Below are 25560 nucleotides of genomic sequence, written 5' to 3' on the forward strand. Positions count from 1 at the left end.
AGTCGGCGCATGGCCAGCCACTACAGCATCGACCCGGCGCTGCCCGTCCTGCTGCGGCCGGACGGCAGCGTGCAGGTCGGCTGGCATCCGCGCCGGGCGGTACGGGTTCGGCCGCCCTGCGGTGTGAGCGCCCCGGGGTTCGCCGCGCTGCTGCGCTCGCTGCACTGCCGCACACCCGTCGCGACCTGGCAGCGGCGCGCCCAGGCGGCCGGCGTCGCCGATCCCGCCGAACTGGACGCCCTGGTCACCGCGCTCGTCGAGGCCGACGTCGTCATCGCGCACCGGCGCCCACGCACGCGCCGGTCGGCGGCCATCCGCATCCACGGCCGCGGCCCGCTGTCGGATCTCGTCGCCGCCGGGCTGCAGTGCTCCGGTGCGCGGATCCGCCGCAGCGACCACGGCACCGCGACCATCACCGCCGACGGCACCGACCTGGTCGTGCTGAGTGACCTGCTGGTCGTCGAGCCGCGGGTGATCCGGCAGCTGCACGCCGCTGCGATCCCCCACCTGGCCGTCCGGATCCGCGACCGCACCGGGCTCGTCGGCCCGATGGTGATCCCCGGCGTCACCAGCTGCCTGTCGTGCGCAGACCTGCACCGCGCCGACCGCGACGAAGCGTGGCCGGCGCTTGCCGCGCAGCTGCGTGACACCGTCGCGACGGCGGACCGGGCCACCGTGCTGGGTACCGCGGCGCTGGCACTCCATCAGATCGACCGGGTGATCCGCGCCATCGGCGGTGGCTCCGCGGTGCCGCGCCCGCAAACTCTCGACACCACGCTCGAATTCGACGTCGCGACCGGCGCGGTCCTGACGCGGACGTGGCGGCGACATCCCGAATGCGGCTGCTGACACCGGCGTTCCGCTTCGATGACGGCCGACCCGGCGCCGTGGTGGATGATGGTGAGGTGGCAGAGATCAGACGGGGTCGCGCAGCGCGCAACGCGAAGCTGGCGACGCTCCCGGTGGGGTTCGCGGGCCGGGCGGCGCTCGGCTTCGGCAAGCGGTTGACCGGCAAATCCCGCGACGAGGTCAACGCGGAGCTGATGGACAAGGCCGCCAACCAGCTCTTCACTGTGCTGGGCGAACTCAAGGGCGGCGCGATGAAGGTCGGGCAGGCGCTGTCGGTGATGGAAGCGGCCGTGCCCGAGCAGTACGGGGAGCCGTACCGCGAGGCGCTCACCAAACTGCAGAAGGACGCCCCGCCGCTCCCGGCCGCCCGTGTCCACCGCGTGCTGGACGCGCAGCTCGGCACCCGCTGGCGGGACCGGTTCACCTCGTTCGACGACACGCCGGTGGCGTCGGCCAGCATCGGCCAGGTGCACAAGGGCGTGTGGTCCGACGGCCGGGAGGTCGCCGTCAAGATCCAGTACCCGGGCGCCGACGAGGCGCTGCGTGCCGACCTGAAGACCATGCAGCGCATGGTGAGCGTGCTCAAGCAGCTCTCCCCGGGCGCCGACGTGCAGGGCGTGGTGGACGAGCTGATCGAGCGCACCGAGATGGAACTCGACTACCGGCAGGAGGCGGAGAACCAGCGCGCGTTCGCGAAGGCGTACCGCGACGACCCGCACTTCGTCATCCCGGCGATCGTCGCCAGCGCGCCGAAGGTCGTCATCGCCGAGTGGATCGACGGCATCCCGATGTCGGAGATCATCCGTTCGGGCACCGCAGCACAGCGCGACCTGATGGGCACCCGGCTCGCCGAGCTGACCTACGGCGCGCCGCGGCGGCTGGAGATGATGCACGGCGACGCCCATCCCGGCAACTTCATGCTGCTGCCGGACGGCCGGATGGGCGTCATCGACTTCGGCGCCGTCGCGCCGCTGCCGGGCGGGCTGCCCGAAGACCTCGGGTTGGCGATGCGCTACGCGGTCGAAAAGGACTACGACCGGCTGCTTCCCACGCTGGAGGACATCGGGTTCATCCAGCGCGGGGAGCAGGTGTCGGTGCGCGAGATGGAGCAGCTGCTGCGGCAGTACGTCGAACCGGTGGAGGTCGACGTCTTCCACTACACGCGCAGCTGGCTGCAGAAGCTCACCGCCGCCAACGTCGACCGGTCGGTCGCGCAGCTGAAGACCGCGCGCCAGATGGACCTGCCGCGCGAGCTCGCCATCCCGATGCGGGTGATCGCGTCGATCGTGGCCATCTCGTGTCAGCTCGACGCGCACGTGCCGGTGAAGGCGCTGGTGTCCGAGCTGGTGCCCGGCTTCGCCGCCTGACCCCGGCCGCGACCCTCAGGCCGCGGCCGGGCTGGGCCGGGGATGCTTGCGCGGCCGGCCCCGCGGACGCTTGCGCGCGACGACGGTGCCGTCCTCGAAGATCTGACCGCCCCACACGCCCCACGGCTCGCCCCGCTCCAGCGCGGCGGCCAGGCATTGCACCAACACCGGGCAGTCGGCGCACAGCGCCTTTGCCCGTTCCAGCTCGTCGGGGCTCTCGGCGAACCACAGGTCCGGATCCTCGACGCGGCAGGGCAGTTCCGTCGCCTGACCCCGTGTCTGCCGGGACATCTCTCTCACCTTTCGTTGCATGCGATTCGGGCTGCAGTGCCGGAGAGCCGGGGCGACGTCGAGGTGTCGGAAAACGACGAAGGCCACGGATCTCGACTGCGATCCGTGGCCGGTGTCGGCGGAGGCGGGGCTGGTTAGAAGCCGGCCTCCCTCACGGATGCGCAGTGCGCGGCGGCGGCGTGGCGGCGACGCGCTCGCGCGGCGGCCGCGGCGGGCGAAGCGGCGGCTACCGGTGCACCGGCCACGGCACGGAGATCCCGCGCGGCGACGAACATCGTCGTGTCTTCCATCGTCGGGACCTCCTCTCGCCGTGAGTAGTCGTGAGCGTGCACCGAGGCTAACCGGTGGCGTCGGGCCGCCACAACCCGTTTTCTACCTGCGGTGATCGGTCAGCGAGCCCGGTCGCGGACCAGCGCCAGCACATCGGCGCCGAACTGCTCGAGCTTGCGCGCACCGATCCCGGGGATCGCGACCAGCGCCGCGTCGTCGGTGGGCAGCGCCTCGGCGATCGCGATCAGCGTGTTGTCGGAGAACACCACGAAGGCGGGCACGCTCAGCTCCTTTGACGTCCGCAGCCGCCACTCCTTGAGGTCGGCGAGCAGCTGTTCGTCGATGTCGGACGGGCAGGTCTCGCAGCGGCGCAGCATCACCGCGGCCGGCTTCGTCAGGGCGGCGTTGCAGATGCGGCACCGGGGCGTGCCGCCCCGAGCGCGCCGCCCGGACCGCTCGGCGGCGGGCGGACGGCTGTCGGGCGCGATGCCGTTGAGGAACCGCGACGGCCGCCGCGACTGCCGCCCGCCGGCGTTGCGGGCGAGCGCCCAGCTCAGGTGCAGATGGACGCGCGCTCGGGTGACGCCGACGTAGAGCAGTCGGCGCTCCTCTTCCACCGCTTCGCTGTCCGGGCCGTGGGCCAGCGCGTGGCTGATGGGCAGCGTGCCGTCAGCCAGCCCGACCAGGAACACCGCATCCCACTCCAGTCCCTTTGCCGCGTGCAGCGACGCCAGCGTCACCCCCTGCACCACCGGCGGGTGCCGGGCGTCCGCCCGCATCCGCAGCTCCGCGAGCAATGCGGGCAGGTCCAGCGCCGGCCGGGCGGCCACCTCGTCGTCGACGAGCGCGGCCAGCGCGCCCAACGTCTCCCACCGCTCGCGGGCGCGGGTGCCGGCCGGCGGGTCGGCGGTGAGGCCGAGCGGCTCGAGCACCTGCCGCACCAACTCGGGCAGCGGCAGGTCCGACCCCTCGCCGCGTTCGGCGGCGCGCTGCAGCGCGAGCAGGCCCTGCCGGATTTCCTGGCGGGTGAAGAAACCCTCGCCGCCGCGCACCTGGAACGGCACGCCGGCCTCGGTGAGCGCCTCCTCGTAGGCCTCCGACTGCGCGTTGATGCGGTACAGCACCGCGATCTCGGCGAGCGCGGTGCCGGCGTCGAGCAGCTTCTTGATCGCGCGGGCCACCGCCGCCGCCTCGGCCGCCTCGTCGGGATGTTCGGCGAATGCCGGCGGCGGTCCGGGCGGCCGCTGGCCGACCAGGTGCAGCTTGCTGCCCGCCACCCGGCCGCGGGCGGCGGCGATCACGCGGTTGGCCAGCGACACGACCTGCGGCGTCGACCGGTAGTCGCGTTCCAGCCGCACCACGGTGGCGTCGGGGAAGCGGCGCGGGAACTCCAGCAGGTAGTTCGGGGTGGCGCCGGTGAACGAGTAGATGGTCTGGTTGGCGTCGCCGACGACAGTCAGGTCGTCACGGTCGCCGAGCCAGGCGGTGAGCACCCGCTGCTGCAGCGGCGTGACGTCCTGGTACTCGTCGACGACGAAGCAGCGGTAGCGGTCGCGGAACTCGGTGGCGACGGCCTCGTCGTTCTCGATGGCGGCGGCGGTGTGCAGCAGCAGGTCGTCGAAGTCGAGGAGCATGAGATCGGTCTGGCGCGCCTTGAGCGCTTCGTACCCGGCGTAGACGGCGGCGACCTTCGCCGGGTCCATGGGGGTGTCGCGGGAGACCTCCGCCACCACCGCCGCGTACTGCTCGGGAGTGATCAGCGACGCCTTCGCCCACTCGATCTCGCCCGCCAGGTCACGGATGTCGTCGGTGGCGGTGGACACCCCCGACCTGCTGGCCGCCTGCGCGACGACCGAGAACTTGCTGTCGAGCAGCTGCCAGCCGGTGTTGCCCACCACCCGAGGCCAGAAGTAGCGCAACTGACGGCGCGCCGCCGCGTGGAAGGTGACCGCCTGCACCGCCGACGTTCCGGTTCCGGCGTCGAGCTGACGGAGCCGGCCGCGCATCTCCCCCGCCGCCCGGGCGGTGAAGGTCACCGCCAGCACCTGGCCGGGCGCCACGTGACCGGACGCGACGAGGTGGGCGATGCGGCGGGTGATGGTGCGGGTCTTGCCGGTGCCCGCGCCGGCCAGCACGCACACCGGGCCGCGGGGGGCGGTGACGGCGTCGCGCTGCTCGTCGTCGAGCCCGTCGAGGCTCTCGGAGGCGGCGGCCACGGACATGGGGTTCATTCTGTCAGCCGGGCCCGACATCGGTGGCCGCGGGAAGAGACCTGCGCGGCGATGCGTTCAATAGGTCCATGACGACGAGCGAAGCGCCGCTGACGATGTACACCACCTCCTGGTGCGGCTACTGCATGCGGTTGAAGAAGATGCTGCAGTCGGCGGGCATCGACTACGCCGAGGTCAACATCGAAGAGGATCCGGCCGCCGCGAAATTCGTCGAGCAGGCCAACGGCGGCAACCGCACGGTGCCGACCGTCAAGTTCCCGGACGGCAGCACGCTGACCAATCCGAGCCTCAAGGACGTGCAGGCCAAGCTGGGCTGAGTCAGGCCGGCGCGGCGGCCGGACGTCGGATGACGATGTCGCCCGAGCCGGTGCGGGCGCGCACGGTGAGCGTGCGTTCGGCGTCGCCCGGCCCGTCGGCGATGTCGAGGGTGTTCGTCACCGCACCCGAGCTGGTGGTGACGTTGAGATGACCCGCGGTGCCGTCGGCAATGCCGACGTCGAGTCCGCCCGAGCCGCTCCGCGTCGAGATCTCGCCGGCGGTGGCGGTGACGATCCGCACCGACCCCGAGGCGCTTTGCGCGGTGACCCGCCCCTCGAGGTGCTCGATCGTCAGGTGCCCGCCGGCCGTCGAGTAGGTCAGCTCGCCGCGCATGTCGGCGATCGACAAGTCGCCCGACGAGGTGGAGACCGTCACCTCGCCGTCGACCGCGGCCACGGTGACGTCGCCCGAGGCGGTGTCCGCCCGCAGCGCGCCGGCCACCGCGCCGACGGCGCAGTCGCCGCTCGCCGCCGCCAGTCGGGTGTCGGCGTATTCCCCGTCGGCCTGCAGCGATCCCGACGCGAGCGACGCCTGCAGCCGGGAGCGGCGCGGCAGTTCCACCGTGACGTCGACGGCGCCGGTCCACAGCTGGCCGAGGCCGGTAGTGCCGGCGCTGACGACCAGGGTGTCGCGGTCGAACCGGACCTTCGCCTCCTCGGCGGCCTTGACGTCGCGCGGGCGTGAGGGGTTGTGGGGCCGGACCGTCACGGTGGTGTCGGTCCGCTCCGAGGCGGTGAGGTGGATGCGGCCGGCGGCGATGTCGATGCGTGCCGTGATCGGCCCTGGTGAGGCGAAGATGGACATGGACGCTCCGTTCTCGGTGGTGTGTGCGCTGCTAGTGGACCCAGCCGCGCAATTGCCGGGTGGCGGTGCGCGACGAGGTGGCGCCGCCCTGCGCGGCGGCCGCCGTGGCGGCTCTGACGAGCCAGGCGTTGAGCGAGATGCCCTCGGACCTGGCAGCGGCCTCGATTCGGGGGCGTACGGTCTCCGGCAGCCGCAGCGTCACCCGCCAGGTGCCCCCGTCCTCGGCCGCGACGGGTGGAGCCGGCGGTTCGGGCTCCGCGTCGGTCGGCGCGTCGACGACGACGAACTCTGCGTCGAGCCCCCGCAGCCGCACCTCGACCGAGACCGGGGCCAGGGCGCGGGTGACGTCCTCGGCGCCCGCCGTGAGCGCCTCCAGAATGGCGAGCCGGATCGCCGACTGCAGGGGCGCGCTCAGCCGCTCCGCCAGCGCGATCATGTCGTCGCCGCCGACCGCGGCGGCCGCCGCCAGTTCGTGGGTGACCCGATCCACATACGGCTGAAGATCCATACCACCATCATGACACCATTGTGGTGTCACATCGAGTGCTGGGTGGTGCGGCTAGGGGTCGGCCAGCGCCCAGGACTCGATGATCTCGCGGGCGATCGAGACGGCGCCCGGCAGCAGCAGCGGCGCGTCGGCACCGCTGGTCCAGTCGCCGAGCGCGAGCGCGTCGAGGATCTCGTCGCGGCCGAACCAGGCCGCTTCGGCGATCTCACCGTCGTGGAAGACGAACGGTTCGCCCGGATCGGCGACCGCGTGGAAGCCGACCATGAGCGATCGCGGGAACGGCCACGGCTGGCTGCCCAGATAGCGGATGTCGCTGACGGTCAGCCCGATCTCCTCGGCGATCTCGCGGGCCACGCACGTCTCGAACGATTCACCCGCCTCGACGAACCCGGCGAGCAGCGAGAAACGGCGCTCCGGCCACGACTGCTGACGCGCCAGCACCACGCGATCGGCGCCGTCGTGCACCAGGCAGATCACCGCCGGATCGATGCGGGGGAACTCCTCGGCTCCGGTCAGCGGGTTGACCCGCGCCCAGCCGGCCCGCGCCGGCACCGTTGGCGTGCCGTCCACCGAGCTGAAGCGGGCGTGATCGTGCCAGTTCAGCAGCGCGGTCGCCGACGCCACGAGCTGCGCGCTCGCGTCGTCGAGCACCGGACCCGCCATCCGCAGGTCGAGCACCGCCACGTCGCCGTCCTCGGGTGGCACGAGCCGCGCGCGGACCGCCCAGACATGGCGGCCGTCGCGCAGCCGGCCGAGGAACACCGCGTGTGCGGGCGGTGCATCGGCGATGTCGGCGGCGCGGCCCAGCACCACCCGGCCGTCGGCGATGAGCACCCGGTTGCGCTCGTCGACGCGCAGCAGCGCGGCGTCGGCCCAGCCCGCCGCGGCGGCGTCGGTGTCGGTGCGCAGCTCGTCGGAGCGGTCGGCGCCCACCCGGGACAGCAGGGGGATGTTGCGGAGCCGGAAATCCCTCATCGGTCCGCGTCGGCGTTGCGGATGTAGAGCAGCCGGTCGGTGGGCTCCATCGCGTCGACCAGCGGATCGTCGACGCGCAGCAGCTTGCCGTCGCGCACCACGCCCAGCACGATGTCGGCGAGGTGGCGCGGCGAACCGCCCACCTCCTTGGGCTCGACCGGCCGCTCGGCGATCGCGAAACCGGCATGCGGGGTAAGCAGGTCCTCGAACATTTCGACGACGCTGGGCGTGCTGGTCGCGATGCCGAGCAGCCGGCCGGCCGTCTCCGACGTCACCACCGTCGAATCGGCGCCCGACTGCTGCAGCAGGTGCTGGTTCTCTGCTTCCCGCACCGCGGCGATGATCTTGGCGCGCGGCGCGATCTCGCGGGCGGTGAGCGTGGTGAGCACGGCGGTGTCGTCGCGGTTGGTGGCGACGATGATCGCCTTCGCGTGCTGGGCACCGGCGAGTCGCAGCACGTCGGATTTGGTGGCGTCGCCGCGGACCGTCACCAGCCCGGCGGCCGCGGCCCGCTTCAGGGCGGCGTCCTCGTTGTCGACGACCACGATCTCCTTGGGCGGCGTGCCGTCGCCGACCATCGCCGAGACCGCCGTGCGGCCCTTGGTGCCGTAGCCGACGACGACGGTGTGGTTGCGCACGGTTCTCCTCCAACGCTGGATTCTCAGTGCATCGCGCGAGTCCTTGGTGAGCGTCTCGACCGTGGTGCCGATGAGCACGATCAGGAACGCCACCCGCAGCGGGGTGATCACCAGCACGTTGATCAGCCGCGCGGACTCGGTGACGGGCGTGATGTCGCCGTACCCGGTGGTCGACAACGACACCGTCGCGTAGTACAGGCAATCGAGGAAGGACAGCGGATCGCTCTCGTCCGGGGTCGCCGCCACGTCGCGGTAGCCGTGCCGGTCGAGGTAGACGATGACCACCGCCACGAACAGCGCGGCCAGCGCGTACACCACCCGCAGCGAGATCTTGCGCGCCGGGCTGACGAAGTCCGTGGGGATGGTCAGCGTGTCGGTGAGGAGGCTGTCGGGACGGGCGGTCAGCGTCTGGTCGATCGCCGCGAGCCGTCGCCGGAGTCTTCCGCTAGCCACGAGGTTGGGTTATCCCGCCGGGACGCACGTCACAATGAAAGCATGACCACCCCTTCGCCCGAACTGCAGCGGATCGTCGACAACACCCCGGCCATGCGGATGGCGGCGATGCTCGCCGGCATCGGTGCGCTCCACTTCCTGGCCCCGAAGCCGTTCGACAGCATCGTGCCGACCGAGCTGCCCGGCAGCCAGCGGTTCTACACCTACGCCTCGGGTGTCGCCGAACTCGGCACCGCCGCGCTCATCGCCGCGCCGCAGACCCGCCGCGTCGGCGCGCTCGCCGCGGTGGCGCTGTTCGTCGCGGTGTTCCCCGGCAACCTCAACATGGTGCGGCTCTGGTGGGACAAGCCGTGGCCGATGAAGGCGGTCGCCATCGCCCGGCTGCCGCTGCAGATCCCGATGATCACCTCCGCGCTCAAGCTCTATCGCAGCACCTCCTCCTGAACCGGCTCGGCGAGCAGCACCGCCAGCTCGTCGGCGCCGGGCAGCGAAGCGGGCATGACCGTCGTCCCGGACGCGACGTAGTGGAACGCCGCACGCACCGCTGAGGCGGGCAGCCCGTGCAGTGCCGCCCACGCCAGCCGGTACACCGCGAGCTGGATCTCGACGTGGCTGCGTGCCGCCGAAACCGTCGGCGGCGCACCGGTTTTCCAGTCGACGACGGTGACGCCGCCGTCGGGGTCGGCGAAGACGGCGTCGATGCGGCCCCGCACCACCGTGGCGCCGATCTTCATCTCGAACGGCACCTCGACGGCCACCGGCGTGCGGGCGGCGAACGGCGACGCCTCGAACGCCGCCCGCAGCGCGGCCAGTTCGTCGACGTCGACGCCCGAGGTGTCGGTGGCGCCGGGCAGGTCGTCGAGGTCGAACAGCCGCTCGTCGCCGTAGAACCGTTGCACCCAGTCGTGGAAGGCGGTACCCAACGCGGCGTGCCGGTCGGGCCGGGCGGGCAGCCGGCGCCGCAACCGCTGCCGGGCACCGACCGGGTCGGCGTGCAGGTCGACCAGCCCGCTGACCGAGACGTGCGCCGGCAACGGCTCGAGAACCGTTGCAGGCTGCGCGATTTCACGCAGCAGCGCGTCGACGTCAGCGGCCCAGCCCTCCGGGTCGTCACCATCCGCTGCGGGCGGCCCGGCGGCCATCGCGGCCCGCACAAGCTCGGCGCCGCGGTCCACCTCGGCCCGCCGCGGCCCCTCCGGGTCGACCGGCCACACCGCGGTGGCGACGTCGTCGCGCAGCGGATTGGGTTCGCCGTCCGCGGGCGCGTCCGCCCACTGCTCGACCACCCCGCAGGGCTCGCCGGCCGCCGCCGACGCATCGACGATCTGCTTCAGTTCGGTGAGAAACTCCGACGGCCCGCGGGCCTTCGTATCGCCCGCACCCCAGTGGTGACCGGAGAGCAGCAACGTCTGCTGCGCCCGGGTGATGGCGACGTAGAGCAGCCGCCGCTCCTCGTCGACACGGCGCTGCGCGAGGTGCCTGCGGTGCTCCTCGATGGCGTCAGCCAGTTGCTTGCGGTCGCTCACCCGCGACGTGTCGAGCACGGGCACGCCGGCGAGGTCGTCCTGGGCGCGGTCGCCGCGCAGCAGCGGCGGCAGGTCCGCCGGATCGGTCAACCAGGTGCGGGTGGACGCCGTGGACGGAAAGATCCGCGCCGACAGCTGCGGCACCGCGACGATCTCCCACTCCAGCCCCTTGGCGGCGTGCACGGTGAGCACCTGCACGCGCCCCGCGGCGACCGACAGCTCGGCCGGCGCGAGCCCACCCTCCACCTCGGCGGCCCGGTCGAGGTAGGCGAGCAGCCCGGCGAGCGTCGGGCTCCGGCGCTCGGCGTAGCGGGCGACGACGTCGGCGAAGGCGTCGAGGTGCTCGGTGCCCGACCAGCCCGCGGCGGGCGGCCGCGCCGCGCACACTTCGAGGTCGATGCCCGTCACCCGGCGCACCTCGGCGACCAGGTCGGGCAGCGGCGCCGACAGCCGGCCCCGCAGGGCGGCCACCTCTCGGCCGAGGGCGACGATCCGCCGGTAGCCCTCGGCCGAATAGCGGTCGGCGGCACCGGGATCGGCGATCGCGTCGGCCAGGCAGGCCGCATCGGGGTCGGCGGCCTGCGCCGCGATCTCCGCGGCGGTGGCGGGCCGGGCGGCCGCGCCCGCGCCTTCCCCCGTCGCTTTGCTCGCCCAGGTCAGCTCGGCCGCCCGCCACCACAGCGCCGCCAGGTCGCGAGCGCCGAGCCGCCAGCGCGGCCCGGTGAGCACCCGCACGGCCGCGGCGCCCGCGAGGGGATCGGCTACCAGCCGCAGCATGGCCACCACGTCGGCGACCTCCGGCACGCCGAGCAGCCCGCCGACGCCCACCACCTCGGCGGGCACGCCGTGGGCGGCCAGCGCCTCGGCCATCGGGGCGGCGTCGGCGTTGCGCCGGACCAACACCGCGGCGGTGGGCGGGGCGTCCTCGGCCGCGGCGGCGGCGTACCGGTCGGCGATGGCTGCGGCGACCCAATTGCGTTCGGCGACCACGTCGTTCAGCAACGCCAGTCGCACCTCCCCCGGCTCGGCGCCGGGCCGGGGCTGCAGCGTGCGCACCGCGACCGATCGCCGCCGCGCCTCCGCGGACACCGCGTTGGCCAGCTGCAGCGCGCGTGGCGGGTTGCGCCAGCTGGTCCGCAGCTCCAGCGTGGGCGCGGGCGTGCCGTCGGCATGGCAGAAGTCGGTGGCGAACCGCGGCAGGTTGGCCGCCGAGGCGCCCCGCCAGCCGTAGATGGACTGGATCGGGTCGCCGACGGCGGTGAGCGCCAACCCGTCGTCGACGCCGCCGCCGAACAGCGCCGACAACGCGATGCGCTGCGCGTGTCCGGTGTCCTGGTACTCGTCGAGCAGCACCACGCGATAGCGCTCGCGCAGTTGCTCCCCGACCTCGGGGTGCGCGACGGCGAGCCGCGCCGCCGCCGACATCTGCTCGCCGAAATCCATGGCCCGCTGCGCGCGGAGCTCGCGGTGCAGCGCGTCGACCAGCGGCACCAGCCGGGCGCGTTCGGTCTGGGTGGCCAGCATCTTGAGCAGCCACTGGCTCGGTCCGCGGTCGCGCTGGGACGGGCCCGCGGGCAGCGTGTGCACCAGCCGTTCGAGCTCGTGGTGGGTGTTGCGCAGCGACGCGGTGTCCACCAGGTGCTCGGCGAGCTGCGAGGACAGCCGCAGCACCGTCGCGGTGACCGACGCCGGCGTCTTGTCGGTGTCGAGCTCGCCGTCGTAGTCGCACACCACGCGGTAGGCCAGCTCCCACAGCTCGGTCTCGGTGAGCAGTCGCGTGTCGGGCTCGATGGGCACCAGCAGCCCGTATTCGCGCAGCAGCGTTCCGGCGAAGGCGTGGTAGGTGGCGACCGACGCGCCGGCCGAGCCGCCACCGGCCGGTTCGGTGCGCAAGAGCCCGGCGCCGGCGAGCCGCGCCAGCCGCGACCGCACGCGGCGCAGCAGTTGACCGGCCGCCTTGCGGGTGAACGTCAGGCCGAGCACCTGGTCGGGGCGGGCGTAACCGTTGGCGACCAGCCACACCACCCGGGCCGCCATGGTTTCGGTCTTGCCCGCACCCGCCCCCGCGATCACCACCAGCGGCCCGGGTGGCGCGGCGATCACGGCGGCCTGCTCGGCGGTGGGGGCGAACACCCCCAGCGCGGCCGCGAGGTCGGCGGGGCTGTAGGTGGCGGTCATGCGCTCTCCCCGTCCCCCGCCGCCGCGGTGCCGGCGTGGGCGGGGCAGCCGGTGCGCATCGGGCAGTGCGTGCAGCCCTTGTTGACCCGCGCGGTGAACTGCGGCCCCAGGCTCGCCGCTGCGGCGGCGTGGACCTGCCGGCGCCACGCCGCGGCGGTCTCGGGGGTCAGCGGATCCTGGTGGCGTTCGGTGGCGCCCGTCGCCGACGGCTTGGCGACGTACACCAGCCGTCCGCCGCCGGGGATGTCGCCGTCGGGAAGCAGGCCCGCCGCCACCGCGAGCTGATAGAGCGCGAGCTGCGCATGGCGCTGCGCCTCGTCTTTCGTCGCGGGCGTCTTGCCGGTCTTGACGTCGACGATCACCAGCCGGCCCTGGGCGTCACGCTCGAGCCGGTCGAGGCGGCCCCGGACGCGGACATCCGGCAGCGCGCCGTCCGGATCGTGGAGCACGCCGTCGACGTCGATCTCCCGGCCGACCTCGGTGAGCTCGTGACGGGTCTGCGCCCACCACTGCGCGAACGTCGAGAGCATCGCCTGGTGGCGGGTGAGCTCGTGGCGGGCATACCAGGCAGCGTCGAACGGCATTGCGTCCCACACCGATTCGAGCTCGGCGAGCAGTTGCTGCTCGCTGCGGCCGCCGTCGGCGACCAGCGCGTGCAGCACCGTGCCGAGCGCCGACCGCACGTCACGCCGGTCGGATCCGCCGTGGCGTTCGACCAGCCAGCGCAGCGGGCAGTCGACGAGGGTCTGCAGCGTGGACGGCGAGAGCGGGACCACCTCGTCGGCGTCGCGCAGCGGCTCGCAGGTGCTGACCGGTCGGCTGCCGTACCAGGACGACGGGTCGGCGCCGGGCACACCGGCGGCGGCGAGCCGGGCCAGTTGCGTTGCGGCGCGCGCGCGTTGGGCGTCGTCCACGGCGCCGGCGGGTGCGCAGACCACCGCGCGCAGCCGGCCCACCACGGGGACCGGCGCGAGCACCCGCGGCGCCGGCTCGACCGGCGGCGGGGCGTCCTCGCGGCCGACGAGCGCCGCCAGCTCGGTGAAGAACGCCGACGGCAGCAGGGGCTGCTCCCCCGCATCGCTGTCGACGGCGGTGACCAGCACGCGGCGGCGCGCCCGGCCCAGTGCCGCCACCAGCAGCCGGCGCTCCTCGGCCAGCAGCGGCGCGCGGTCGGAGACCGCGGCGTCGTCGACGCCGTCGAGCAGGTCGAGCAGTCGCTGCGTGGCCAGGATGCCCCCGCGCGGCGCGACGTTGGGCCACAGCCCGTCTTGCAGACCCGCGACGACCACCGTGTCCCATTCGCGGCCGAGCGCGCCGTGGACGCTGGTCAGCGTCACCGCGTCGGGAACGGCGGCCGGCTCGCCGACCGGCGTCGTCAGCGACAGCTGCTCGACGTGGTCGAGCAGGCCGCGCAGCGTGGCGCCGGCGGTGCGGGACACGTACTGCTCGGCGACGTCGAACAGCGCGGTCACCGCGTCGAGCGCCTGATCGGCCGCGGCGCCGGCCGCCCCGCCGCGGCCCGCGGTGGTGAGCCAGCGCCGCTGCAGGCCGCTGCGCTGCCATGCCAGCCACAGCGTGTACCGCGGGTCGTCGCCCGTCGCCGCGCTGCGCCCGGCGGCGCCCAGTACGCCGCGGAGGCGCCGCAGGGCGGCCGCGGCGGGCACGGCGCCGGGATCGTCGGTCAGCGCCGCGACGAGCAGGGCGCCGATGTCGCGCGGCCCGTCGGCGGCGCGGGCCCGTCGCAGCGCGCGGTGCAGCTGGCGCAGCGTGACCGGGTCGACCCGGCCCAGCGGCCCGGTGACCAGCGACACCGCCTGGTCGGCCGTGAGCCCGTCGAGCGTCGCGCGGAGCACCGTGAGCAGCGCCTCGACCGCGGGATGGCCGGCGGCCGGCGGCGGCGGGGTGATGACCGGGATCCCGGCCGCCGCGAGCGCCCGCGGCAGCACGGCCGCCGCGCGCGGCACCGATCGCACCACCACGGCGAGTTCCGACCACGGCACCCCGTCGACCAGGTGGGCGCGCCGCAGCGCATCGGCGACGATGGCCGCCTCGGCCTGGGGCGTCGCGGCCAGGCGGGTGCCGACGGCCCCGGCCTCCCCGGTGCCGTCGATGTGGCGGCCGGGCGCCGATCGGGGAAGCCGCGCCGCGACGGCGCTCACCGCCGCGGCGATGGCGGGCGCGCACCGGTGCGAGCGGCTGAGGACCAGCGCACCAGGCTCGGCGAGCAGCCGCGCGTCGGCGCCCCGGAACCCGAAGACGGCCTGCGTCGGATCTCCGGCGATCACGGTCGGCGCGTCCCGGCCCGCCGCGAGCGTGCGCACCAGCAGCGCGGCCTGCGGGTCGAGTTGCTGGGCGTCGTCGACCAGCAGCAGCGCCAGCCGGGCCCGCTCGGCGGCCAGCAGGTCGGGGTCGACCGCGAGCGCCTCCAGCGCGCCGCCCACCAGCTCGGCGGCGCCCAGGGCCGGAACGGTGGCCTGCGGGGCGGCCGTGCCGACCGCGGCGCGCAGCAGCATGATCTGCTCGTACTGGCGGGCGAACCGCGCCGCGGCGACCCACATCGGCTGCCCGGCGCGCAGGCCGATGCGCCGCAGCTCCACGTCGTCGATGCCGCGTTCGGCGCAGCGCGCCAACAACTCTCGCAGCGCAGCGGCGAAACCGGCGGTGCGCAGCGCCGGCCGCAGCGTCGCGGGCCACGCCGCCTGTTCCTCCTCGGTCGCGAGCAGCTCGCGGATGACGGCGTCCTGCTCGGCGGCCGTGACGAGCCGGGGCGGCGGATCGCCGTTGCGGTGGGCGGCGCGCCGCAGCACCGCGAACGCGTAGGAGTGCACGCTGCGCACCAGCGGCTCGGTGACCACGTTCACGCCGCCGCCGAGCACCGCGGCCGACAGCGCGCCGCGCAGCCGGGCGCTCTGGCGGGCCGACCCCGTCAGGAGCAGCACCGACCCCGGATCCGTGCCGGCGCCGAGCCGGGCGGCGGCGATGTCGAGCAGCAGCGTGCTCTTGCCGGTGCCCGGCCCGCCGACGACGCGGTGGGTGCCGCGCAGCGCCGGATCGAACAACGCGCGGACCGGCGGATCCCAGCTGCGGGGTGGCGGTGCGGCGACGGGGGAAGCGGACATGCCGGTATGACACCACCGGGGTCCGACATGTCGGTTCCGGCTGGCAGGATCACCACCGTGACCAGCGATCTGCACGTGTACCGCTACGGACCGGACGAGCCGGTACGGGTGCTGGCCCTGCACGGGCTGACCGGCCACGGGCGCCGCTGGGAGCCGTTCGCCGAGCAGCAGCTGCCCGGAATCGGTGTCGCCGCACCGGATCTGCTCGGGCACGGCCGGTCGTCGTGGTCGGCGCCGTGGACCATCGACGCCAACGTCGCAGCGCTCGCGGCGCTGCTGCGCGGTGCGGCCGACGGCGCGGTCGTGGTGGTGGGCCACTCGTTCGGCGGCGCGGTGGCGCTGCACCTGGCGGCGGCCCATCCAGAGCTGGTGCGCGCGCTGGTGCTGCTGGATCCGGCGGTCGGTCTGGACGGGGACCGGATGCGCCGGCTCGCCGAGCAGACGCTCGCCAGCCCCGACTACGCCGACCGGGCCGAGGCGCGGGCCGACAAGCTGGCCGGCTCCTGGAGCGAGGTCGACGGCGCGCTGCTGGACGCCGAACTCGACGAGCACCTGGTCGACTGGCCGGGCGGCCGCGTCGGCTGGCGGATGTCGCTGCCGGCCGTCATCGCCTACTGGAGCGAACTCGCGCGGCCGGTCGTCGTTCCGACGGTGTCGGTGCCGACCACCGTGTTGCGGGCGGCCAAGGTGCAGCCGCCGTACGCCACCGACGCGCTGCTCGACGCGCTGCGCCGGCGGCTCGGCGAGGCGCTGGAGGTCCGCGAGCTGGATTGTGACCACATGGTGCCGCTGGCCCGGCCCGACGAGTCGGGCGCGGCGGTGCGCCGCCACCTGACCTGACCGCCGTGGCGCCCATCACCGACGACCAGGTCGAGCGGGTGCGGGCGCTGGTGGCCGCCATCCCACCCGGGCGGGTGTCCACCTACGGCGACATCGCCGACGCGGCGGCACTGTCGAGCCCCCGCATCGTCGGCTGGATCATGCGCACGGACTCCTCGGACCTGCCGTGGCACCGGGTGATCACCGCGACGGGCCGGCCCGCGCCGCACCTGGCGACCCGCCAGCTCGCGGCGCTGCGGGCCGAGGGCGTGCTCGCGGTCGACGGCCGAGTGGACCTCACCGCGGTGCGGCACCGGTTCTAACGAACCGCCGGCACCCGGGTGAACCGCGAGACGACCAGCTCGACGAGCCGCGGATGCCCGGCCAGCGGGGCGGCCACCCCGGTGGCGCCGCAGGACGCCAACCGGTCGTGGAACAGCCCGGGGGCCAGCAGATATGACGCGACGAACACCCGGTCGTGCTCGCGACGCAGCCCGGCGACCACGTCGGCCACCCGCGGCTTCCCGGTCGCGACGTAGCCGACCGCCACCGGACCCACCCGACGCGCCAGCAGGTCTGCGGCGGCGGCGACGTCACGGCGCGCGCGCGGATCTGACGACCCCGCCGCGGCCAGCACCACCGCGTCGCCCGGACGCCGGCCGGCGTCGGCCAGCCGAGCCGCCATGACGTCGGCCAGCACCGGATCCGGTCCCAGCGGCGCGGTGACGGTGACGGCGGGGTGACCGCTGCGGGCGACGTGGGCGGGGAGGTCGGTGTGCACGTGGTAGCCGGCCGCGAGGAAGGCCGGCACCACGACCGCCGGGCCGTCGACCGTCGCGAGCACCTCGCTCGGGCTGGGGCCGAGTACGTCGACGAACGCCGTCCGCACCGGCCCGATGTGGGCGCTGACGGCGTCGGCGAGCGCGCCCACGGCGGCCACGCCGACGGCCGAGCGCGTGCCGTGCGCCACGAGCAGCGGCGCGGCGGTCATGGCAGCTGCGCCGGGTCGAGAGCCAACCGATAACCGCGTTTGACGACGGTCGCGATGATCCCGGGCGCGCCAAGCGCCGACCGCAGCCGTGCCATCGCCGTTTCGACGGCGTGCGTGTCGCCGCCGCCGCCGGGCAGCTCGGCCAGGAGCCGTTCCCGCGACACCACCCGGCCGGGGTGGACGAGCAGCCGGCGCAGCAGCGCCATGCCGGTGGGCGGCACCGGGCGGAACTCGCCGTCGACGATGACGCCGCCGCCGCGCACGCTCACGGAGTGTCCACCGGCGACGTACACCGGTGCGCGGGCCGGTAATTCGTCGGTGAGGAGCCGGGCGAGCGCGCCGAGGCGGTACCGCTCGGGGTGCACGGCCGGGATGCCGAGCCGCTGCAGCGGGGAGGCGGTGACCGGCCCGACGCACGCGGCCAGCACCCGGCCGCGCAGCGCGGCCGCGAACTCGTCGAACGCGCCGAGCGCCTTGGCCCGCTGCAGCACCGACGCGACGGCCGGTGCGCTGGTGAAGCTGACGGCGTCGAGTTCGGCGGCGACGGTCATGCCGATGAGCCGGTCGACCGGGGCGAGGTCGGCGGGCGTGCGCCACCGGTAGACGGGCACCCGCGTCACCGAGGCGCCGGCCGCGGCGAGCGCCTCACAGATGTCGGCGTCGGGCTCCCACTCACTGGCCGCGCCGTGCAGCTGCACCGCGACGCGCAGCCCGGCGGCACCGTCGTCGAGGAGCCGCGCCAGCACCTCGGCCGACGCCTCCGACTCGGGGCTCCACTCCTCGCTCAGGCCCGCCTGCCGCACCGCGCCGCGGGCCTTGGGGCCGCGGGCCAGGATGCGCACCCCGGCGAGCGCTTTGATCAGGTCGTCGGCGAGCGCCCAGCCGTGCGCCGCCTCGATCCAGCCGCGGAAGCCGATGCCGGTGGTCACCACCACCACGTCGGGTGGCGACGCGATCAACGCCGCGGTGACGCGCCGCAGCTCGTCGTCGTCGACCAGCGGGATGATGCGGATCGACGGGGCGTGCACCACCTCCGCGCCCCGCCGCTGCAGCAGCGAGATCAGCTCCTCGGCCCGCCGCGCCGCCGTCACCCCCACCGTGAAACCGGACAGCGGCTCAGGTCGCTCGGATCTCAACGCACTCACCTGCCACCCGGACGTCGAACACCGGCAGGGCCACCGCCTCGTCGTCGAGGCAGCGGCCGTCGACCAGCGAGAACACCTGCTTGCCCAGCGGCGAGGCGACGGTGGGTTCGCCGCCGCGATCGCCGGTGAGGCCGCGCGACATCACCGCGGCGCGCCCGAACGGGTCGATATTGCCGACGGCCGCCAGGCCGCCGTCGGGCAGCAGGAACAGCGCGGCCTGCTGCCCGTCGGGCAGCAGCACCGCCGCGCCGCGGCCCGGTATGAGCGCGGACAGCGCGCAGGCGGCCACCCAGCCGGTGTCGCAGACGCTCGTCCGCGGTTCAGCGATCACAGTCATGGTCGTGCTCCTTCCCGTCCTGCTTTGGTACGCCCGTCGTGTTTCACGGTCGTTACCTGACGCTTTCGGCCGCGTCACCGTCGCGCGCCGGGATGGCCGGCGTCGGCAGCAGCACCGGGACCTTGCGCGGGCCGGCGTCGTCGAAGGCCACCGTCGGGTCGGCCACGTCGGGCGCGTTGACGAACGACACGAATCGGGCGAGTTTGCGTTCGTCGGCGAGCACGCCGGCCCACTCGTCGGTGTAGCCGTCCACGTGACGGGCCATGGCCTCGTCGAGTTCGGCGGCGATGCCCAGCGCGTCGTCGCAGACCACCGCCCGGATGTGGTCGAGGCCGCCGTCGATGGTCTCCTGCCACACCGCGGTGCGCTGCAGCCGGTCGGCGGTGCGCACGTAGAACATCAGGTAGCGGTCGATGTAGCGGACCAGCGTGTCGCTGTCGAGGTCGCCGGCCAGCAGCTGCGCGTGTTTCGGGGTGGCGCCGCCGTTGCCGCCGACGTAGAGGTTCCAGCCCTTCTCGGTGGCGATGACCCCGACGTCCTTGCCGCGGGCCTCGGCGCACTCGCGCTGACAGCCCGACACCCCGAGCTTGATCTTGTGCGGCGCCCGCAGGCCGCGGTACCGCAGCTCGAGCGCGACGGCCATGGCCACCGAGTCCTGCACGCCGTAGCGGCACCACGACGAGCCGACACAGCTCTTCACGGTGCGCAGCGCCTTGCCGTAGGCGTGGCCGGACTCCATGCCGGCGTCGACGAGGCGCCGCCAGATGAGCGGCAGCTGCTCCACGCGGGCGCCGAACAGGTCGATGCGCTGCCCGCCGGTGATCTTGGTGTAGAGCCCGAAGTCGCGCGCCACCTCCCCGATCGCGATCAGCTTCTCCGGCGTGATCTCGCCGCCGGGTAGCCGCGGCACCACCGAATAGGTGCCGTTGCGCTGGATGTTCGCCAGGAACTGGTCGTTGGTGTCCTGCAGCGCGACGGTCTCGTCGTCGAGGATGTGGTCCGACGACGTGGACGCCAGGATCGACGCGACGGCGGGTTTGCACACGTCGCAGCCGGTGCCGGTGCCGTAGGCGGCGATGAGCTCCGAAAACCGCCGGGTACCGGTGGCGCGCACGATCTGGAACAGCTCGGCGCGCGACTGCGAGAAGTGCTCGCACAGCGCCTTGGACTGGGCGACGCCGTGCGCCGCCAGCAGCCGCTTGAGCATCGGCACGCAGCTGCCGCACGACGTGCCCGCGCTCGTGCACGCCTTGAGCGCCGGCACGTCGGTGGCGCCGGCCGCCACCGCGTCGCCGATGGCGCCCTTGGTCACCGCGTTGCAGGAGCAGATCTGCACGTCGTCGGGCAGTGCCTCCAGGCCGACCGCCGCGCCCGCCGGGGCGATCAGCGACGCCGGGTCGGCGGGCAGCGGCCGGCCCACCAGCGGCCGCAGTGTGCCGTAGGCCGACGCGTCGCCGACCAGCACACCGCCGAGCAGCACCGCGGCGTCGTCGGAGACCACCAGCTTCGCGTAGGTGCCGCGGGTGGCGTCGTTGAGCACCACCTCCAGCGCCCCGGGGGTGGTGGCGTGCGCGTCGCCGAAGCTCGCGACGTCCACGCCGAGCAGCTTGAGCTTGGTGGACAGGTCGGCGCCCGGGAACTCCGCCGAGCCGCCCAAGAGCCGGTCGGCGACCACTTCGGCGGTCGCGTACCCCGGCGCGACCAGCCCGTAGCAGCGACCCTCCACCGCCGCGACCTCGCCGATCGCGTAGATGTGCGGGTCGCGGGTGCAGCAGCTGGCGTCGGTGAGCACGCCGCCGCGCTCGCCGGTGTCCAGGCCGCAGTCGCGGGCCAGCTCGTCGCGGGGCCGCACCCCGGCCGAGAACACCACCAGCGAGGCGTCGATGCCCGTGCCGTCGGACAGCGTGACGGCCAGGCCGCGGTCGGCCGGGTCGATGCGGGTGGTGGACACCCCGGTGTGCACGTGCAGGCCCAACTCGCGCACCAGCCCGGCGAGCACCGCGCCGCCGCCGGCGTCGACCTGCAGCGGCATGAGCCGCGGCGCGAATTCGACGATGTGGGGGGTGACGCCCAACAGGCGCAGCGCGTTGGCGGCCTCCAACCCCAGGAGCCCGCCGCCGACCACCACGCCGACCGGCTCCGGCCCGGCGTCGCGCGCCGCGGCGCGGATGCCGTCGAGGTCGTCGAGGGTGCGGTAGACGAAACACCCGGCCAGGTCGGCGCCGGGCACCGGCGGCACGAACGGATAGGAGCCGGTGGCCAGCACCAGCGCGTCGTAGGCGATGCGGTCGCCGCTCGACGTGGTGACCTCACGGCGGTCGCGGTCGATCGCGACGGCCCGCTCGCCGAGGCGCAGCAGCACCGCGTCGTCGCCGGCGTAGTCGTTACCGGGCAGCGCCAGTGCGGCGCGGTCCCAGCTCTCCACGTACGACGACAGCGCAACCCGGTCGTAGGCGGGTGCGGTTTCCTCACCGAGAATCACCACGCGCCACCGGTTCTCGACGTCCCGGTCGCGCAGCGCCTCGACGAAGCGGTGCGCCACCATGCCGTGGCCGACGACAACAACGGTGCGCTGGGAAGCGGGGTGCAACAGGGGCATGGGCGTCACGGTAGGAAGGCGCTGTTGCGCCGACGCTGCCCGCGGCTCACCCCGGTGTCACAACCTGCTCACACGCGTCACCGGCGCGCTGTGAGGCGGTCAGTAGACGTCACGCAGGTAGCGGTGCTCGGCGATCAGCTCCCGCTTGTAGTCGCGGGCCCGCTCCGCCGACAGGCCGCCGTGGCGGGTGATGATCTCGGTGAGCGCCGCGTCGACGTCCTTGGCCATCCGGCGGGCGTCGCCGCAGACGTAGAGGTGCGCACCGTCTTGGAGCCACCGCCACAGCTCGGCGCCGGCGTCGAGCATCCGGTGCTGCACGTAGATCCGGCGCTGCTGGTCGCGCGAGAACGCGAGGTCCAGCCGGGTGAGGAAGCCGTCGTCGACCATCGGCTCGAGATCGTCGCGGTAGTAGAAGTTCTCGGCGCGGTGCCGATCACCGAAGAACAACCAGTTGCGGCCGGTGTGCCCCAATGCGCGGCGCTCCTGCAGGAACCCGCGGAACGGCGCGATGCCGGTGCCCGGCCCGACCATGATCATCGGCGTCGCGGCGTCCTGCGGCGGCTTGAAGTGCGGTGAGCGCTGCACGAAGACCGGCACCGACCGGCCGGCGGCGCGGTCGGCGAGGAACGTCGTCGCGACCCCGCCGCGCGGACCGCCGTCGCTGCCCCGGTAGCGCAGCACCGACACCGTCAGCTGCACCTCGTGCGGGCTGACGAGCGGGCTGCTGGAGATGGAGAACTGCCGCGGTGTCAGCCGCACCAGCACGTCCTGCCACTGCTCGACGTCGGCGCACACCGGGAACTCGCGCACCACGTCGATGCCGTTGCGGCCGACCAGCCACGCGTCGAGCTTCTTGCGCGGGCCGAGCAGCACCTTGGTCGCGGTGCGGTCCGGGCACAGTTCGGCGACGAAGCGCAGCAGGTCCGGCGTGACGCGGCAGATGTCGTAGTCGCCGATCAGCGCGTCGCGCAGGGTGCGTTCGGCGCCGTCGACCTCGACGGGCTCCTCGCCGCGCAACCCGGTCGCCGCCAGCCACGCGTCGGCGGCGAAGTCGCTGTTGACGGCGTGGACACCGAGCGAGTCCCCCACCGCGTAGCTGACGTCGTGCTCGGAGATGTCGAACCCGAACTGGCGCACCTCTTTCGCCGCGGTCGGCGGCGTCAGGAGCACGTTGCGGCACAGCGGGGCCCGCACCGGGCGGTTGCGGGTGAACAGCTCCGCGGGCCGTGCGGCGGGCGGTGCCGCGGTCGGTGCCGGCGCGGCCGCCGGGTCGCCGATCAGGGTGGTGACCTGCTCGGCCCACCGCGCCATCGGTTCGTCGTCGTAGGCCTCGACCTCGGCGCGGTCGAGCAGCTGCTGCGCGCCCAGGTCGGCGAGGCGGCGGTCGATCGACTTGGCGTAGCCGCAGAAGTTGTCATACGAGCGGTCGCCGATCCCGAGCACCGCGTACCGGACGTGATCGAGGGCCGGAGCGTCGGTGGCCGCGAGCCGGTCCCAGAACTCGGCGCCGTTGTCCGGCGGGCCGCCGTCGCCGAAGGTGCTCGTCACCACCACGACGTCGCGGGCCGCGGCGAGCCGTGCCAGCGGGACGTCGTTCATGCTGGCCAGCTCCGATTTCCCGAGCCGCTCGGCCACCCGCGCCGCGACCTCCTCGGCGTTGCCGGTCTGCGACGCCCACAGCACCAGCGGGGCGTCCTCGGTCGCCGCATCGGTCGTCGTATCCGCCGCCGCGGCGCCCGCCGCCGGGAGGCGCGAGTACCGGCCCGCGAGCAGGCCGTCGACCCACAGCCGGATCTCCGGGCGTACCGGCGCGGCGGCCGGCAGCACCGGCACTCCGACCGGGTGCTCGCCCATGCCGGCGAGAAACGCTGCCAGATAGCGCTTCTCGTCGTCGTCGGGGACCGGCGCCCGCACGTCGGCCGCCTGCAGTACGGCGGCCAGCGGATGGGCGGCCGCCGCCGTCTCGACCGGCCGCAGGCTGACCGCACTCACCTTGAACTCCGGCTGCAGGGAGTCCGGGTCGACGGCGTCGTTGGTGACGGCGTTGATCGTCAGGTGTTCGCCGTGTTCGTCGTTCCAGTGGAACGGCACGAAGCAGTTACCGGGCATCACCCGGTCGGTCACCACCGCCGGGAGCACCGCGCGGCCCCGCCGCGACGCCAGCTCGACCGAGCGGCCGTCGACGATGCCCAGCGCGGCGGCGTCGGCGGGGTTCACCTCGACGAACGGTGCGCCGTTCAGTTTGGTGAGTTTTCCGACCTTCCCGGTCTTGGTCATGGTGTGCCACTGGTGTTGCAGCCGGCCGGTGTTGAGCACCACCGGGTAGTCGTCGTCGGGCAGCTCGGCCGCCTCGACGTGCGGCCGCGGCACGAAGACGGCGCGCCGGGACGGCGTCGGGAAGGCCAGCCGCGGCCGGTGCCCGGCCTCGTCGACGAACAGGTCCTGGCTGACGCCGTCGTTGAGGTAGCGGATCGGATGGCGGTCGAGGTCGCCGCCCGGTTGGTTCTCGGGCGGGACGGGCCACTGCAGCGGGGTGCGCCGCAGCCGCTCGTAGCTCGCGCCCCGCAGGTCGAAACCGGTGCGCGGATTGCTGAACGCGCGGATCTCGTCGAACACCTCGGCGCTGGAGCTGTAGGCGAAGTGTTCGCCGAAGCCGAGCTGCGCGGCCATGTCGCAGATGAGCTGCCAGTCGGGCCGCGCATCGCCGACGGGCGGCACGGACTGCGCCAGCAGGGTCAGGTTGCGCTCGGAGTTCACCATGACCTGGTCGGACTCCGCCCACAGCGCCGCGGGCAGGACGATGTCGGCGTAGCGGTTGGTCGCGGTGTCCCGGTAGGCGTCCTGGGTGATCACCAGCTCGGCGGCCTGCAGGCCGGCGATCGTCGTCGTCCGGTTCGGCATGGTCGCCACCGGGTTGGTGCAGATGATCCAGCAGGCCTTGATGTCGCCGGCGGCGAGCCGCTCGAACATGTCGACGGCGCCGGCGGAGAACTCACTGCGGATGGTGCCGGGCGCCAGGCCCCACCGGTCCTCGACGAAGGCGCGGTCCTCCGGCGAGGTCACCGAGCGCTGTCCGGGCAGTCCCGGCCCCATGTAGCCCATCTCGCGGCCGCCCATGGCGTTGGGCTGCCCGGTGAGCGACATCGGCCCGCTGCCGGGGCGGCAGATGGCGCCGGTCGCGAGGTGGAGGTTGCAGATCGCGTTGGTGTTGGCCGTGCCGTGCGTGCTCTGGTTGGCGCCGACCGCCCAGCACGTCATCCAGTTCGGCGCCTCGGCGATCAGCTCGGCGGCCCGCCGGATGTCGGCCTCGGCCAACCCGGTGAGCTCGGCGACCCGGGCGGGCGGGTAGTCGGCCAGAAAGGCCGGCATGGCGTCCCAGCCCTGCGTGTGCTCGGCGATGAAGTCGGCGTCCACCGCGCCGGCCTCGACGAGCAGGTGCAGCAGTCCGTTGAGCAGCGCGAGGTCGGTGCCGGCCCGGATCGGCAGGTAGAGGTCGGCGCCTTCGGCGGTGGTGGTGCGGCGGGGATCGACGACGATGAGCTTGGCGCCCGCCTTGCGCCGGTCCATCATCCGCAGGTACAGGATCGGGTGGCAGTCCGCCATGTTCGAGCCGATCACCAAGAACAGGTCCGCGGCGTCGAAGTCGGTGTAGGAGCCGGGCGGTCCGTCGGCGCCGAGCGACTGCTTGTAACCGGTGCCCGCGCTGGCCATGCACAGCCGGGAGTTCGACTCCAGGTAGCGGGTGCGCAGGAAGCCCTTCGCGAGTTTGGTGGCGAGGTACTGCGATTCGAGCGACATCTGGCCGGAGACGTAGATGCCTACCGCATCCGGGCCGTGCTCGTCGACGACCGCCCGCAGGCGGCGGCCGGCGTCGGCGATCGCGTCGTCCACCGGCACGGGCAGGAGCTCGTCGCTGCGCCGGGGCCGCAGCAGCGCCGACGTCAGCCGGCCCTCGGCGGCGGCCATCAACTCGGCGTGCGTGGCACCCTTCGTGCACAGCCGCCCGAAGTTCGCCGGGTGCAGCTTGTCGCCGGACACCCGGGCGATGACGGGCCGGCCGGTGTCGGCGTCGGGCGCGGTCTGCACCTCGATGCCGCAGCCGACGCCGCAGTACGAACACGCCGTCCTGGTCACCGCCACGG

19 protein-coding genes are annotated in these 25560 nt (G+C 74.0%); 6 read left to right on the forward strand and 13 right to left on the reverse strand.

Features of this window, described 5'->3' with window-relative positions; all coding sequences use genetic code 11:
• Positions 1–9 precede the first annotated feature (9 nt).
• Together LV457_RS04530 and LV457_RS04535 are read left to right on the forward strand one after the other, a co-directional pair.
• A complete protein-coding gene (locus LV457_RS04530; RefSeq protein ID WP_232169338.1) occupies positions 10–849 on the forward strand; it encodes a cyclodehydratase in 840 nt (279 codons plus the stop codon).
• A gap of 41 nt (positions 850–890) precedes the next feature.
• Positions 891–2216, forward strand: coding sequence for an AarF/ABC1/UbiB kinase family protein (locus tag LV457_RS04535; RefSeq protein WP_232169955.1), 1326 nt, complete (start codon positions 891–893; stop codon positions 2214–2216).
• Between the two features lie 15 nt (positions 2217–2231).
• Here LV457_RS04535 and LV457_RS04540 read toward each other — a convergent pair whose 3' ends face one another.
• Positions 2232–2507, reverse strand: coding sequence for a WhiB family transcriptional regulator (locus LV457_RS04540; protein WP_232169339.1), 276 nt, complete (start codon positions 2505–2507; stop codon positions 2232–2234).
• A 389-nt stretch (positions 2508–2896) separates the two neighbouring features.
• Positions 2897–4999 (reverse strand): ATP-dependent DNA helicase UvrD2, encoded by a 2103-nt coding sequence (locus LV457_RS04545; RefSeq protein ID WP_232169340.1) that lies wholly within the window; start codon positions 4997–4999, stop codon positions 2897–2899.
• A 77-nt stretch (positions 5000–5076) separates the two neighbouring features.
• Here LV457_RS04545 and LV457_RS04550 point away from each other — a divergent pair, with 77 nt between their 5' ends.
• Positions 5077–5325, forward strand: a complete 249-nt coding sequence (locus LV457_RS04550) for a mycoredoxin (protein ID WP_232169342.1) — start codon at positions 5077–5079, stop codon at positions 5323–5325.
• 1 nt (position 5326) lies between these two features.
• Here the strand turns inward: LV457_RS04550 and LV457_RS04555 are convergent, their stop codons facing one another.
• Genes LV457_RS04555 through LV457_RS04570 form a run of 4 tightly spaced genes read right to left on the reverse strand, consistent with a single transcriptional unit; the run spans position 5327 to position 8704 of the window.
• Positions 5327–6130 carry a DUF4097 family beta strand repeat-containing protein gene (locus tag LV457_RS04555; RefSeq protein ID WP_232169344.1) on the reverse strand — a complete coding sequence of 268 codons (804 nt, stop codon included), beginning with the start codon at positions 6128–6130 and terminating at the stop codon, positions 5327–5329.
• Between the two features lie 31 nt (positions 6131–6161).
• Positions 6162–6638 carry a toxin-antitoxin system HicB family antitoxin gene (locus LV457_RS04560; RefSeq protein ID WP_232169345.1) on the reverse strand — a complete coding sequence of 159 codons (477 nt, stop codon included), beginning with the start codon at positions 6636–6638 and terminating at the stop codon, positions 6162–6164.
• A 51-nt stretch (positions 6639–6689) separates the two neighbouring features.
• Entirely contained in the window at positions 6690–7613 is a 924-nt protein-coding gene (gene nudC / locus LV457_RS04565; RefSeq protein ID WP_232169346.1) for an NAD(+) diphosphatase, read from the reverse strand.
• Positions 7610–8704 (reverse strand): TrkA family potassium uptake protein, encoded by a 1095-nt coding sequence (locus tag LV457_RS04570; RefSeq protein WP_232169347.1) that lies wholly within the window; start codon positions 8702–8704, stop codon positions 7610–7612. The genes nudC and LV457_RS04570 overlap by 4 nt, the downstream gene beginning before the upstream one ends.
• A 42-nt stretch (positions 8705–8746) precedes the next feature.
• Between LV457_RS04570 and LV457_RS04575 the strand changes: the two genes are divergently transcribed.
• On the forward strand, positions 8747–9148 hold the full coding sequence (locus LV457_RS04575; RefSeq protein WP_232169348.1) for a hypothetical protein: 402 nt from the start codon (positions 8747–8749) through the stop codon (positions 9146–9148).
• On the opposite strand, the gene LV457_RS04580 is transcribed toward LV457_RS04575, so the two are convergent.
• Entirely contained in the window at positions 9127–12408 is a 3282-nt protein-coding gene (locus LV457_RS04580; RefSeq protein WP_232169349.1) for an ATP-dependent helicase, read from the reverse strand. The two genes, LV457_RS04575 and LV457_RS04580, sit on opposite strands and share 22 nt — an antisense overlap.
• Positions 12405–15527: an ATP-dependent DNA helicase gene (locus tag LV457_RS04585; protein ID WP_232169350.1), complete on the reverse strand. Its 3123-nt coding sequence runs from the start codon at positions 15525–15527 to the stop codon at positions 12405–12407. The genes LV457_RS04580 and LV457_RS04585 overlap by 4 nt, the downstream gene beginning before the upstream one ends.
• Before the next feature lie 57 nt (positions 15528–15584).
• Here LV457_RS04585 and LV457_RS04590 point away from each other — a divergent pair, with 57 nt between their 5' ends.
• Together LV457_RS04590 and LV457_RS04595 are read left to right on the forward strand one after the other, a co-directional pair.
• Positions 15585–16367 (forward strand): alpha/beta fold hydrolase, encoded by a 783-nt coding sequence (locus tag LV457_RS04590; RefSeq protein WP_232169351.1) that lies wholly within the window; start codon positions 15585–15587, stop codon positions 16365–16367.
• Positions 16368–16372: 5 nt separating this feature from the next.
• On the forward strand, positions 16373–16669 hold the full coding sequence (locus tag LV457_RS04595; RefSeq protein ID WP_232169353.1) for an MGMT family protein: 297 nt from the start codon (positions 16373–16375) through the stop codon (positions 16667–16669).
• Here the strand turns inward: LV457_RS04595 and LV457_RS04600 are convergent.
• From LV457_RS04600 to LV457_RS04620, 5 genes are all read right to left on the reverse strand, one after another.
• The gene (locus LV457_RS04600) at positions 16666–17337 is read right to left on the reverse strand and encodes a sirohydrochlorin chelatase (protein ID WP_232169355.1); all 672 of its coding nucleotides are present in this window, start codon (positions 17335–17337) and stop codon (positions 16666–16668) included. The genes LV457_RS04595 and LV457_RS04600 overlap by 4 nt on opposite strands.
• On the reverse strand, positions 17334–18473 hold the full coding sequence (locus tag LV457_RS04605) for a uroporphyrinogen-III synthase (RefSeq protein ID WP_232169357.1): 1140 nt from the start codon (positions 18471–18473) through the stop codon (positions 17334–17336). The genes LV457_RS04600 and LV457_RS04605 overlap by 4 nt, the downstream gene beginning before the upstream one ends.
• The gene (nirD, locus tag LV457_RS04610; RefSeq protein ID WP_232169359.1) at positions 18454–18819 is read right to left on the reverse strand and encodes a nitrite reductase small subunit NirD; all 366 of its coding nucleotides are present in this window, start codon (positions 18817–18819) and stop codon (positions 18454–18456) included. Before nirD ends, LV457_RS04605 begins: the two co-directional genes overlap by 20 nt.
• Before the next feature lie 52 nt (positions 18820–18871).
• The gene (nirB, locus tag LV457_RS04615) at positions 18872–21418 is read right to left on the reverse strand and encodes a nitrite reductase large subunit NirB (RefSeq protein WP_232169361.1); all 2547 of its coding nucleotides are present in this window, start codon (positions 21416–21418) and stop codon (positions 18872–18874) included.
• 99 nt (positions 21419–21517) lie between these two features.
• On the reverse strand, positions 21518–25558 hold the full coding sequence (locus tag LV457_RS04620) for a bifunctional nitrate reductase/sulfite reductase flavoprotein subunit alpha (protein ID WP_232169363.1): 4041 nt from the start codon (positions 25556–25558) through the stop codon (positions 21518–21520).
• Positions 25559–25560: the final 2 nt, after the last annotated feature.

The sequence above is a fragment of the Mycobacterium sp. MYCO198283 genome (assembly GCF_021213805.1).
GTDB lineage: Bacteria > Actinomycetota > Actinomycetes > Mycobacteriales > Mycobacteriaceae > Mycobacterium.

Bases quoted from the DNA above. Each gene is read 5' to 3' on its own strand.
- LV457_RS04545 (WP_232169340.1), bottom strand. From the start codon at position 4,999: ATGTCCGTGGCCGCCGCCTCCGAGAGCCTCGACGGGCTCGACGACGAG.
- LV457_RS04550 (WP_232169342.1), top strand. From the start codon at position 5,077: ATGACGACGAGCGAAGCGCCGCTGACGATGTACACCACCTCCTGGTGC.
- LV457_RS04600 (WP_232169355.1), bottom strand. From the start codon at position 17,337: ATGACCGCCGCGCCGCTGCTCGTGGCGCACGGCACGCGCTCGGCCGTC.
- LV457_RS04585 (WP_232169350.1), bottom strand. From the start codon at position 15,527: ATGTCCGCTTCCCCCGTCGCCGCACCGCCACCCCGCAGCTGGGATCCG.
- LV457_RS04540 (WP_232169339.1), bottom strand. From the start codon at position 2,507: ATGTCCCGGCAGACACGGGGTCAGGCGACGGAACTGCCCTGCCGCGTC.
- LV457_RS04580 (WP_232169349.1), bottom strand. From the start codon at position 12,408: ATGACCGCCACCTACAGCCCCGCCGACCTCGCGGCCGCGCTGGGGGTG.
- LV457_RS04560 (WP_232169345.1), bottom strand. From the start codon at position 6,638: ATGGATCTTCAGCCGTATGTGGATCGGGTCACCCACGAACTGGCGGCG.
- nirB (WP_232169361.1), bottom strand. From the start codon at position 21,418: ATGCCCCTGTTGCACCCCGCTTCCCAGCGCACCGTTGTTGTCGTCGGC.
- nudC (WP_232169346.1), bottom strand. From the start codon at position 7,613: ATGAGGGATTTCCGGCTCCGCAACATCCCCCTGCTGTCCCGGGTGGGC.
- LV457_RS04575 (WP_232169348.1), top strand. From the start codon at position 8,747: ATGACCACCCCTTCGCCCGAACTGCAGCGGATCGTCGACAACACCCCG.
- nirD (WP_232169359.1), bottom strand. From the start codon at position 18,819: ATGACTGTGATCGCTGAACCGCGGACGAGCGTCTGCGACACCGGCTGG.
- LV457_RS04530 (WP_232169338.1), top strand. From the start codon at position 10: ATGGCCAGCCACTACAGCATCGACCCGGCGCTGCCCGTCCTGCTGCGG.
- LV457_RS04555 (WP_232169344.1), bottom strand. From the start codon at position 6,130: ATGTCCATCTTCGCCTCACCAGGGCCGATCACGGCACGCATCGACATC.